Raw genomic sequence first — 11634 nt, forward strand, 5'->3', positions numbered from 1 at the left:
GCCCGGCAGCCCGACGGCGGCGCTGCGACACCGACAGCGAGCCCAGCTTCAACTGCCGGCAGCGGCACGTCGCGGGATAGGTCGATGGGCCCCACGAACGTGGGGTCGTTGGCGAGCCGCAACCGGAACCGGCCCGGCTGGACCTCGACCAACTCGTTGCCACTCGGCAAGGAGCCTTCGCCCCGACCGGCCATCGCTCGGACGACTTCGCCGACGTCCTTCACAGACATCGCCCGCCCGTTGCGCTCAAGGCCGGCGGCGACCTGCTCGACGGTGACCGTGGCCCCCGGTGTCTCAGCCTGTAGCTGCTCGAAGAGGACGAGGACCGCAGCCCGCCGGCTTGTCCGCTTGGTCCGAGGTCGCCGGCGAAGCAGAACCACTCGTGCTACTGAGCTGCCACCGCTTCCCGTTTTGCATGAACACAGCTCGGGTCCACTTGTTCTGAGTTGGGCCGATGCATGCGTCGGGTATCTGTGGAGGGCCGAACCCGGGTTAGAGGATGGCTAGTGAACCCGCTAGCTGCTGGGTCAGCAGCTCGAGGGAGCTGTGCAGCTGGGCGAAGCGCCGCGGCCCCAGGATCCCTGCGATGCGCAGCTGGGCCGCCCCAGCCTCGGCGTAGATTGTCTGCTCGAGCCGCCGTCCCTTGGAAGTAAGTCGGATCACGCGAGCCCTTCCGTCGGCCGAATCGGGCACGCGCAACAGGTACCCGTGTTGTTCCAGGTGCCCGAGCAGGTCGTTGACCGACTGTTTCGTGATCCCCACCCGGTTCGCAAGCTGGCTTGGACGTACTCCCTCGAGGCCCGGATAGCGCCAGAGCCCGACGTGCGCGGCGTTCAGGTCGTCGTATCCCGCCGCAACGACTCCCGCATAGAGCTGACCACGGACCCACTGCCAAACGACACCCAGCATGGCGCCGACGTACGGGCTTCGCTCGCCGTTGGGGTGGTCGAAGGAATCGCTTGACATACTCGTAAGGCTACCTTACCATGAGATCTAGTCGTAAGGATGCCTGACTATCCGATTCGGGACAGGTTTCTGACTAGGAGGTGGCCGAAGTGACGACGGCAATTGTTGACTCCCCCGACAACGAAGAAGGGCTGGCGTGGTGGTTCCTCGACACCTTGGTCGTTGAGCACCGCTGCGCACCCGGAATGAACACCGTGGTGCTAGAGATGACCTTGCCAGTCGGCTCGGCGCCCCCGCTGCACGTCCACGACGACCTCGACGACACCTGGTACATCCTCGAGGGCCAGATGGTCGTGCGCTGTGGCGACGAGGAGCTGGTGGTCGGAGCGGGGCACTGGGTCTCCATGCCCCGCGGCGTGCCACACACGTTCCGAGTGGTCGGTGAGCGCGAGGCGCGGATCTTGCTCGTGCACGACAACGCCAGCTTCCGTGATTTCATCCGCGATCTCGGCACTCCACCTACGGCGCGTGTCGTGCCGAGCCACCCAACGTTCCCGCCCGTGGACGAACTGGCGCGCATCGCTGCGTCTCATGACCTCAGGCCAATCGGGCCTCCCATGAGCGCTGAAGACAGTGACACCGTCCTAGCCGGCGCTAGCTGATCCGCTGGCGATCCGAACGGGAACGAGATCGAGCCATACGTCGATATCTCGAACGCTTGACCCGTTAGATCCTCCCTGGGGGTACTGGCCGCAGCACGCGTCGTGCCCGAGCAGCCCACCTTTCCCACCATGGACGAACTCGTCCGAATGGCCAGCGCCAACGACGTCACGCCGGTCGGGCTAAGTGACACGCCTCAATGGCGCTCCTGAGCCTCGCCAACCACAACTGATTGCGAAGGGACCAGCTATGCGAGTTCAATCACTCGGCCACGTTGTCCTCAACGTCAAGAGCATTGAACGCTCCGAAGCATTCTATTCACAGATATTGGGAATTCCTGTTATCTCGCGGATCTCGCATCCGGCGCAGATGACGTTCTTCTCGCTCGGGAATCACCACGACCTCGCCATAACGGCTATAGGGGAAGACGCGCTCTCCCCGGATCCGACCGCCACCGGACTGGCGCACATCGCCTTCAAGATTGGTGATTCACTCGACCAGTTCTGTTCCGCGAAGACCGACCTCGACGGCGCAGGTGTCCCGATCCTCTACGTGGCGGACCGCGCCTACACAAAAAGCATGCACCTGCTCGATCCCGACGGGAACGAAGTCGAGCTTTACATCGACACCTCCGACGCATGGAAGACCGATCTCCCACCCCTCACTCTGATGCCGACCCAATGACGTGGCCGATCGAGCCCCTGGCCGTGCCACTCTGCGGCCGGCTCGAATGTCCCGCAGAACATCGCCCTCGCCAGACCGCCGCATCGCGCCCTAATTGACGGCGATCGGTAACAGCGGCCGGGTATCGGCGACCGGTTCCCAGCAGCGACACAACGACAACCGTCAGGTCGGCAGCCGATGCTCGTCGATGTAGCGGTCGACCTCCCGGTGAGCGTCGGCCTTGACGTTCCACAGCGACCAGTATCTGCCAGTTGACTTAACCCGACGGGTGACAAACGCGTCCCCAGTCGGTAGAAACTCCCATCCATCGGGCTCTTGCAGCTGGGAGCCCGACCTTCCATGTTGGGCCCTCGGTGGCTCGGCCGGCTGAGGGGTGTGCGGCCCACCGCCGGCGTCTCCTGTATTACATTCTGTGGTACACTATTGCCATGGCAAGAGCGATCTCCGTCCGCCTCGACGACGAAGCCGACAGGGCGTTAAGAGCCCTGGAAGCGACGGGGTTGAGCCAGTCGGAAGCGATCCGGATGGCGCTGCTTAGCGAGGTCCGCCATCGTCGCCGGAGCAAGGAGCTCGCCAAGGAAGTTGCGGCTCTCGAAGCCGACGAGCAAGACAGGGAGGAAATGCTGGCGGTCGCCGAGCTGATGGAAGCCCTTCGTGCTGCGCGGTGACGTCTATCGCTTCAGGCTTCCCAAGGGGGTCGGGCACGAACAGCACGGCGATCGGTACGGCGTTGTCGTGCAAGCGGACGAGTTCCTGCCGCGCTCCGTCGTAATCGTTGCACCCACATCCAAGAGCGCTCGAGCTGCTTCCTTTCGTCCCGAGGTAGAGGTAGCGGGAGAAACGACACGCGTGCTGGCGGAACAGATCGGTGCCATTGATGCCAACCGGCTGGGTGACCTCGCCGGTCATCTGACTCCGGAGGAAATGTGGGGAGTAGACGAGGCGCTACTCGCCGTACTCGGGCTGGGCTGAGGCATCGAGGATCTCGCGCATGTGCCGCTTGCTACCGCGCCTGGGGTAGGAACAGGGGGGAGAGTGACCACGGAGGTGCGGTTATGGCTGACACGCCGACATCTGGGACCAGTCCTCAGCCTGGGGCGACAGCAACCAGGGCGCAGCGTAAGGGGGACCCACGCCATCCCACCCGGCGCACGCGAATCTCAGCGGCATGGGTCGGTGTCATCGCTGCCGCCGTGGTGCTAGTGCTGCTGCTCGTATTCATCCTCCAAAACACGAGATCGGTCAAGATCTCGTACTTCACCGCCAACGGGACAATGCCCCTTGGCGTCGCTCTTCTGCTCGCCGCCGTCGGCGGGGTGCTCCTTGCAGGCGTCGTCGGCTCACTGCGAATCTGGCAACTACGTCACAGGCTGAGCGGTCAAAGGAAATCTGATCGCCCGACTAGCCGAGTCGAGGGCCAGCCCGTCACTCGAGTCACCAGGGATCCGCAAGAACCTTGAGTATCGACAGGCGGACTACCGGTTGCCGACCCAGGCGACCTATCGGCGCGTCGTCTCTCATGGTGAGGGCACTGACCAGGCGGACGATGGTGCCGGTCTTTGGGTCGCAACGGACGTCGACTTTGTCCATCACGGCCCGCATTATCGCGACGCCACGACCCCGAGCCGAGTGCAGGTCGGGCGTCAGGCCGCTCAGCCCGGCGGACTGACGCGGGATCCGGACGCGACCTCGCGCCCAGCTCCTCCGGAGACCCCCCGAATCCCTTGACACGCGACAGGCTTGGCGCGACACTCCCTGTTAACGGCTGAGCGATGCATCAGTCACTGAGAACAGCTCTTGGGGGGACCAGACGGGATGCCGACGGTGTCGTCTAGGCGTGAGACCTACCGGGTGAGCACCGGTGAGTCCGGGCGGTATCTCCATCCCGACGTTAGGCGTAGGCAGATAGTTGAAGCCGCGTCCAGGGTTTTCGCCGAGAAGGGCTTTCCGGCTACGCGTATGTCGGATATCGCGGCTGAGGCGAATATCGCGCAAGGGACGATTTACAGGTTTTTCGACTCCAAGGAGGAGATAGCGAAGGCGGTCTTCGAGGTTTCCGAGGAGATCTGTCGAGCGGCTCTGCAGCGGATTCTGCGTGAGTCCCCCGATGGCGATGCGAAGGCCATTTTGGGTCGCTATATCGCCTGGTACGTCCGCTTCTTGGCCAGAGGAAGGCGAATCGTCGCGGCCCTGTTCGCGTGGGAAGTCGACACGAACGGGAGGTCCGGTAGCGATATCGGCTGGACGCACTGGAGAGGTGAGCAGCTCGGCCGGCTCCTCAAAGAAGCTGGAGTCGAAGAGATCGAGGGGACGGACATGGGCCGGCTCCTTCCTCTTCTGATTTACAGCTTGACGGCGTTGTCCAATCTTCACGCAGAGGACAGCCAGGAGGACGAAGAAGCTTTAGGTAGACGGATCATCGATATCGTCGAGCGGCTCTTCGATGTCGAAGTCCCGAAAGAAAAGGGGGGACCCAAAAGGTGACTCAGACCCTTTCCCGCGATGTCGGCGGTCAGTTGGATGACGCGTTGAGTGACGATCCGGAACCCCGGCGGCGGCTGTTACCGATCATCTCCGTAGACGACCATCTGATAGAGCCCCCGGATCTGTTCGAGGGTCGGCTCCCGAAGGCTTATGCGGACCGCGCCCCGAAGGTGGTGGAGGTCGATGGCAGGCAGGTGTGGGAGGTTGATGGTAGGCAGGAGCTGAATATCGGTCTGAGTGCCGTGGCCGGTCGCCCGAGGGACAGTTGGAGCCGGGATCCGGTCCGCTTCGATGTCATGCGCCGGGGTTGCTGGGACATCGATCGGCGAGTCGCCGATATGGATATCAACGGTGTGGGTGCTTCTATCTGCTTTCCTTCCGGCCTGATCGGGTTCTGTGGTTCGAAGCTGCTGCAGGTGAAGGACGACGACTTCGCTCTCGCTCTGCTGCGGGGCTACAACACCTGGCAGCTCGAGGTGTGGCACGGGCGTCATCCGACACGGATCATCCCGATGCAGATGCCATACCTGCAGGACGCAAAAGTGGCAGCGCAGGAGATCCGTTCCAACGCAGAGCTGGGATTCCGTGCGCTTTCGTTCTGCGAGGACCCCGCCAAATTGGGGCTCGCGTCGATCTGGTCTGGATACTGGGACCCCGTCTTAGCGGCTTGCGAGGAGACCGGCACGGTTCTGTGTCTCCACGTCGCATCGTCCGGCTGGAATCCGACGGTAGCGAAGGAAGCTCCCCCGGCGATGCGCCCGATCCACTTCATGTCGATCGCGCTCATTGCAGCGACAGACTGGCTGTGGTCAGGGATACCGACGCGGTACCCGAAGCTCAAGATCGTCATGTCCGAAGGCGGGGTGGGCTGGGTGCCGGTGCTCGCCAGGCGGAGCGACTACGTCATGAATCACGCCATCGCCGGAGAGGAGGCCGGTGCGTGGACCGACTCGCTTCTTCCGAGCGAGGTATTGAAGAGGAACTTCTGGTTCTGCCTGTTGGACGAGCCTCTCAGCCCGGAGGTGGTCTACACAGCCGGCATCGACCACCTCCTGGCGGAGAGTGACTATCCGCATGCCGATGGCACCTGGCCCAACACGCAGGACGTCATGGCGAAGCGTCTGAGCTGGCTGGATGAGAAGGATGCGCTGAAAGTGTCATATCGGAATGCCGAGGCTCTCTTCGACTTCAAACTCGATGAGGCTCAGACTCAGACCGCGATGACGGCGTAGGGACTGCCATGGAATCAGAGCACTATGACGCTGTCATCGTGGGGGCCGGATTCTCCGGGATGTATGCGCTTCACAAGCTCCGTGATGATCTCCAGTTCAATGTCATTGCTGTCGAACAGGGCAGTGACGTAGGGGGAACCTGGTACTGGAATCGCTACCAAGGCGCCCGGTGCGATGCTGAGTCGATCTACTACTCCTATTCGTTCTCACTGCAGGTCGAGCAGGGATGGAGCTGGACCGAGAAATACGCGACAGGTCCAGAGATCTTTGAGTACGCGCGTTATGTGGCCGACTGCCATGATCTCCGCCGCAGTATCCGGTTCAAGACGACCGTCGAGGCAGCGGTCTTCGATGAGCAATCGAATGTCTGGCAGGTAAGGACCTCGGATGGACGGAGCGTCAGCGCCAGCTTCTTGATCATGGCGACAGGTCCACTGTCCATCCCTTATGTCCCGGACTTCCGCGGTCGGGACAAGTTCAAGGGTCGCGCATTTCACACCAGTGAATGGCCCGACGATCTGGATCTGACCGGTAAGCGAGTGGCCTGTATCGGCACCGGCTCGTCCGGAATACAGACATGCACGGCGATAGCCCCGGCGGTCTCACAGCTGTACGTCATGCAGCGCAGCGCCAACTTCGCGGTGCCATCGGCAAACCGCCCGTTGACACCCGAGGAGATCGAAGCGGTCAAGGCTGCTTACCCTGAGGAGCGGCGCAACGAGTTGCGCTCGAAGGCACCGAAGACGGCGATGTCGGTCGGCGAGGAGGAACGTCTTCAGCACTATTCGGAGATGTGGGAAGCCGGTGGACTCCGGTTCCTCAACTCCTTCTCTGACATCATGTTCGACGAGCAGGCGAATGAGACCGTGGCGGAGTTCGCTCGATCGAAGATTCGCGAGATAGTCGAGAATCCGGAGGTCGCGGAGGCCCTGTGCCCGGTGGATCACCCCTTCGGCTCGAAGCGGCTCTGCGTGGACACGGGCTACTACGAGATCTTCAACCGCCCGAATGTGACGCTGGTCGACCTGCGCCGGGACCCGATCGTCGAGTTCACGGAGACCGGCATCAAGACCGAGGCGCATCAATATGACGTCGATGTCGTCATCTTCGCGACCGGGTTCGACGCGATGACCGGCGCCGTCCGGCGGATCGATCTCGTTGGCCGGAACGGGATGAAGCTCAAGGACAAATGGAGTCACGGACCGACGACTTATCTGGGGTTCGCGATAAGCGGCTTCCCGAATCTGTTCCTCATCCACGGCCCGGGCAGCCCATCGGTCCTCGAGAACATGATCAGAGGATCAGAGAACCAGGTCGACTGGGTCAGCAGGTGCCTTGCGTACCTGAGAAGAAACGGGATCGAAACGATCGAAGCCACCCCCGAGGCCGAAGCCGACTGGACCGAGCATGTCAACCGGATGGCGAACGCCACCCTGTTCCCCCGCTCGAACTCCTGGTGGGCCGGAGCGAACATAGACGGGAAGCCTCGGGCGTTCATGCCCTACGTGGCAGGACTTCGCCGCTACATGAAGTTCTGTTACACAGCCGCCGCGCAGCGTTACAGGGGCTTCGTGCTCGACGGCAAGGACCAAAGCGGCGACGAAGACCTGACCGAAACCTCGGTCGAGGACTTGCTCGACGTCGCGGAACACCGATGGTACGGCATTGCTGGCCTCCCCCCGCCTCCCCCAAGGAGGCGCCAGAAAGCGGTGACGTCCTGACGTCTCCTCCGCCACCAGCGGGTTGCAGGTAACGGGATCTTGCCACGAAAAAGGAGTTTGGCGAATTGCAGTACAAAGTGATCTCAGCGGACAACCACATCACGGAACCGCCCGGTACGTTCATAGAGAGGGTGCCGGCGAGGTTCCGGGACCGCGCTCCGCGGATACTGCCGGGGGACGATGGCGGAGATGGATGGAGCTTCGACGGCGGTGAGCCCCGGACGACGTTCGGCGCCGGAGGGCAGATGGGCGGCCTGGCCTCCCCGAAGGCGAAGTACCGCGGGATGAAATGGGAGGACATCCTCCCCGGCAATTACGACGGAGCGGCTCATCTCAAGGACATGGAGCTGGACGGCATAGATGCGGTAGCCGTGTATCCCCTGGCGAGTGCAGCTACGTACGCGATGGAAGATCGCGACCTGGCGCTGGCATGCGTCCGGGCCTACAACGACTGGATGATCGACGAATTCTGTTCGGTCGATCCTTCCAGGCTGCTGGCCATGTGCCTCGTCCCGGTGGATGACCCCATGGACACGATTCTCGAAGAGGTCGAGCGCACCGCGCAGAAGGGAGCCAAGGAGTTCTTCCTGCCCTTTTACTCAGCGCGACCTTACTGGGACCCCTACTACGACCCGCTGTGGAAGCTGGTGAGCGATGCGGGCTGCCCGGTCACGATCCATAGGGAGCATGGTGGGAAGGGCGGAACGCAGGAGGGCAACCGCGGCTATCAGGGTGTCCAACTTCCCGACAGCGGCGAGATAAAGGACTCACTGTGGGTGTCGAGCACCGTCCAGCGCTTCTTCTCCGTGATGGGGAGGATCACCGACATGATCTTCACCGGCGTGTTCGACCGCTTCCCGAACCTGAAGATCGTCAACGCAGAATGCAACTTCGGCTGGGTCCCGTTCTGGAGGCAGACGATGGACGAGGAGTGGGAGCGCCACCAGACGACCGGATGGACGAAGATGCTGGCCGTACAGTCACCCTCCTCGTATCTCGGGCGAAACGTCTTCGTGACGATCCTCGACGACAAGGTCGGCTTCGACTTGGCGAGAACCGACAAGGGCCTTCAAGAGATGGCGATGTTCTCCAACGACTATCCCCACAGCGTGACGCTCTGGCCTCGAAGCCAGGAGGTAATAGCGGACTTGACGCAGGGCATGGACGAATCAGCCAAGCACGCCATTCTCGCCGGCAACGCCATCCGCGCCTTCAACCTTGACGCCATGGCGACCATATAGCGGGCCAAGCAAGAGAGGATGTGAGAACGAATGGGAGTGACCACCGTAGACGTCAGCTCGCAGGAGCTGGGTGACCAAGAACAGCAGTGGGCCGTCCGTTGCGATCTGGCCGCCTGCTGTCAACTGGTGGACCTGTACGGCATGTCGGACTTTCCGGGAACCCATATCACCGCAAGGGTCCCTGGGACTTCCGACCACTTCTTCATGACACCCCCTGGTATCCATTTCGGCGAGATGAAGGCGTCGGATCTGGTCGAGGTCGGACCGGACGGGAAAGCCGTCGGCGAGGGGATGCCGCCTATCAACTACGCCGGGTTCGTCATTCACAGTGCGGTGTATTCCGTGCGGCCGGACGTGGCGTGCGTCGTTCACACCCATACCGAACCGGTCAACGCGGTCGGGATGATGCGAGAGGGGCTCTTGCCCATCACCCAGAAGGCCCTCTTGCTCTGGGACGCTGTGAGGTACCACGAATTCGAAGGAGCGGCGCTCGATCTGGAGGAACGCCAGCGCCTGGGCGAGGACCTCAACGACGGTTGGTGCATGATCCTGAAGCACCACGGCGGACTGACGGTCGGCCGCACCGTCGGTGAAGCGTTCTCCTGGACTCTCAAACTCGAGGTGGCGTGCAAGCACCAGGTCACCGGCCTGAGCTGCGGGCGGGAGCTGGAATGGCTCTCCCCGGAGGTCGTGGAAAAGACCATCGAGCAGGGCCGCCGCTTCCGGGCCGCGCGGTTGGAACGGGAGGCGAACGGGCTGCAGTGGTCGGCTCTGATGGGCGACCTGGAGTGGCCGGCATACCTGCGCAAGCTCGAACGCGAGCGAGGCGGGGGGTGGCGGCAGTAGGAGTGCTGGCTGTGGCTCTCTGCCGGGAGGGCTCACTTTTTCTTGATGCAAAGGACTGCGAGTGTCGTCAGAAGGTAATGGTCTTCCGCACCCGGCTGCCCTGGAAGGGGTAGTCGTCGTCGACCTGACGAGGCAGATGGCCGGTCCCTATGGGACTGTCATCCTCGGCGACTTCGGCGCGGATGTCATCAAGGTCGAGTCCCTGCCCGACGGCGATCCGAGTCGGAAGTCCGGGGTGGCTTTCTGCGGTACCGAATCGGCTGTATTCCTCCAGTGGAACAGGAACAAGCGAAGCATCGCGATCGATCTCCGGCGCCCTGAGGGCTTGCAGGTCCTGCTCGAGCTCATCGACCGGGCGGACGTACTGGTGGAGAACTACCGGCCCGGCGTGGCGGAAGAGATCGGGATCGGTTACGACGTCGTGTCCGAGCGCAATCCGCGGCTGCTCTACTGCTCGCTTTCTGCATTCGGCCGTGAGGGCCCCTACGCCCTGTCCCCGGGCACCGACCCGGTAGTACAGGCCATGTCGGGTGTGATGTCGCTCACCGGCGAGGTTGGAGGCGGCCCGCTCCTGGTCGGGATCCCGGTTGCGGACTTCACAGGGGCGCTGATGGTGGCTCAAGCCGTGCTGCTCGGCCTGGCTGCACGGGAGCGGACCGGGAGAGGCCAGCGGATCGACATCTCGATGCTCGCCTCGCTGCTGTTCGGCCTGACGACACGGTTGGCGACTTACTGGGCTACAGGTCGAGATTCGGAGCGGTACGGCAGCGCTCACAGCGTCGTGGCACCCTACGAGGCGTTCCAGACGGCCGATGGCGAGATAGTTGCCGGTTCGTGGGCGCCGGATGCGTGGCCCCGCTTCTGCGAAGCGATCGGCATGCCCGAGCTCGAGAATGATCAGCGGTTCGCAACGAACAAGGAACGCGTGGCCAACCGAACCGACCTCAGGTCTGTGCTCACACCTGTCTTCAAAACGCACACCACCGCCGAATGGGAAGAACGGTTCAGGGCCGCGACCGCATTGTTCGGGGAGATCTGCAGCATCTCGAGGGCGCTTTCACATCCCCAAGCGGAAGCGCTCGGCGTGGTCACATCAATGCCCCACCCGCGGCTGGGAGAGATACAGCAGCTGGCGAATCCCATCCGCATGTCCGAAACGCCAGCAGAGCTGCATCACCCTCCACCGCTGCTCGGGCAGCACACCGCGGAGATCCTCCGCTGGGTGGGTTATAGCAGCAAAGAGATCTCGTCCCTCATGAGCGACGGTGTCGTGCTTGCTGCACAGGAAGAGGCGGCGCGTTGAGCCTTCGCCGCCCCGCACGTCCTCGAGTTGGACCGCGTCCCGACATCCTGGAGAAGAGCAAGCCGATCACACCGGCCGCCAACGTGCGGGCAACCATCGCCCACAACCCACCGTTGGCCAGAGCAGTCGGCGCGCTGTGCAACACGGTCCTGACCGAGGGCAAGACACCCCGTCGGCAGCGGGAACTGGTGATCCTTCGCACCGGCTGGAACTGTGAGGCCGAGTACGAGTTCGGCCAGCACACGCTGTTCGGTCGCGAAGCCGGCCTTACCGACGACGAGATCGCCGCGCTGACAAGACCGCTGAAGACCCACCCCTGGGACGATGAGGACCTTGTCCTGCTCCGGATGGCAGACGAGCTCCGAGCCGACTTCACGGTCACCGACGAGACATGGCAGGAACTTGCCGCACGGTGGTCGACCCCCGAAATCCTGGAGCTCGTCTTCGCGGTGCTGTGTTACATGATGGTTTCCGGATTCCTCAACACCATGGGTGTCGAGATTGACCGTGGAGTACCGGGGTGGCCGGTTCCCAAGGAAGCAGCGGGTTGATCTCAT

Annotated in this window: 13 protein-coding genes; 11 read left to right on the plus strand and 2 right to left on the minus strand. The window is 62.8% G+C overall.

All coding sequences use genetic code 11. The annotated features are described in order from the left end of the window. Both VNF71_06575 and VNF71_06580 read right to left on the minus strand, forming a co-directional pair. Window positions 1-380 (minus strand): hypothetical protein (locus VNF71_06575; protein ID HVA74213.1); only part of this gene is annotated, 380 nt, incomplete at its 3' end. Window positions 381-492: 112 nt separating this feature from the next. After that, window positions 493-966 carry a MarR family transcriptional regulator gene (locus VNF71_06580; protein HVA74214.1) on the minus strand — a complete coding sequence of 158 codons (474 nt, stop codon included), beginning with the start codon at window positions 964-966 and terminating at the stop codon, window positions 493-495. 89 nt (window positions 967-1055) lie between these two features. Between VNF71_06580 and VNF71_06585 the strand changes: the two genes are divergently transcribed. From VNF71_06585 to VNF71_06635, 11 genes are all read left to right on the plus strand, one after another. Then, window positions 1056-1568: a cupin domain-containing protein gene (locus tag VNF71_06585; protein ID HVA74215.1), complete on the plus strand. Its 513-nt coding sequence runs from the start codon at window positions 1056-1058 to the stop codon at window positions 1566-1568. Window positions 1569-1815: 247 nt separating this feature from the next. After that, window positions 1816-2250, plus strand: coding sequence for a VOC family protein (locus VNF71_06590; GenBank protein ID HVA74216.1), 435 nt, complete (start codon window positions 1816-1818; stop codon window positions 2248-2250). Between the two features lie 428 nt (window positions 2251-2678). Then, window positions 2679-2918 carry a ribbon-helix-helix protein, CopG family gene (locus VNF71_06595; GenBank protein HVA74217.1) on the plus strand — a complete coding sequence of 80 codons (240 nt, stop codon included), beginning with the start codon at window positions 2679-2681 and terminating at the stop codon, window positions 2916-2918. Then, window positions 2905-3222 (plus strand): type II toxin-antitoxin system PemK/MazF family toxin, encoded by a 318-nt coding sequence (locus VNF71_06600; protein HVA74218.1) that lies wholly within the window; start codon window positions 2905-2907, stop codon window positions 3220-3222. Before VNF71_06595 ends, VNF71_06600 begins: the two co-directional genes overlap by 14 nt. A gap of 879 nt (window positions 3223-4101) precedes the next feature. Continuing rightward, window positions 4102-4734, plus strand: coding sequence for a TetR/AcrR family transcriptional regulator (locus VNF71_06605; protein HVA74219.1), 633 nt, complete (start codon window positions 4102-4104; stop codon window positions 4732-4734). Window positions 4735-4778: 44 nt separating this feature from the next. Beyond that, window positions 4779-5966 (plus strand): amidohydrolase family protein, encoded by a 1188-nt coding sequence (locus tag VNF71_06610; protein HVA74220.1) that lies wholly within the window; start codon window positions 4779-4781, stop codon window positions 5964-5966. An 8-nt stretch (window positions 5967-5974) separates the two neighbouring features. Further along, the gene (locus VNF71_06615) at window positions 5975-7687 is read left to right on the plus strand and encodes an NAD(P)/FAD-dependent oxidoreductase (GenBank protein HVA74221.1); all 1713 of its coding nucleotides are present in this window, start codon (window positions 5975-5977) and stop codon (window positions 7685-7687) included. Between the two features lie 65 nt (window positions 7688-7752). After that, window positions 7753-8928: an amidohydrolase family protein gene (locus VNF71_06620; GenBank protein ID HVA74222.1), complete on the plus strand. Its 1176-nt coding sequence runs from the start codon at window positions 7753-7755 to the stop codon at window positions 8926-8928. Window positions 8929-8958: 30 nt separating this feature from the next. After that, the gene (locus VNF71_06625) at window positions 8959-9774 is read left to right on the plus strand and encodes a class II aldolase/adducin family protein (protein ID HVA74223.1); all 816 of its coding nucleotides are present in this window, start codon (window positions 8959-8961) and stop codon (window positions 9772-9774) included. A gap of 61 nt (window positions 9775-9835) precedes the next feature. Then, on the plus strand, window positions 9836-11077 hold the full coding sequence (locus tag VNF71_06630; protein HVA74224.1) for a CoA transferase: 1242 nt from the start codon (window positions 9836-9838) through the stop codon (window positions 11075-11077). Beyond that, window positions 11074-11628, plus strand: coding sequence for a carboxymuconolactone decarboxylase family protein (locus tag VNF71_06635; protein HVA74225.1), 555 nt, complete (start codon window positions 11074-11076; stop codon window positions 11626-11628). The genes VNF71_06630 and VNF71_06635 overlap by 4 nt, the downstream gene beginning before the upstream one ends. The last annotated feature ends 6 nt before the right edge of the window (window positions 11629-11634 follow it).

This window comes from Acidimicrobiales bacterium, from assembly GCA_035533095.1.
GTDB lineage: Bacteria > Actinomycetota > Acidimicrobiia > Acidimicrobiales > Palsa-688 > DATLUM01.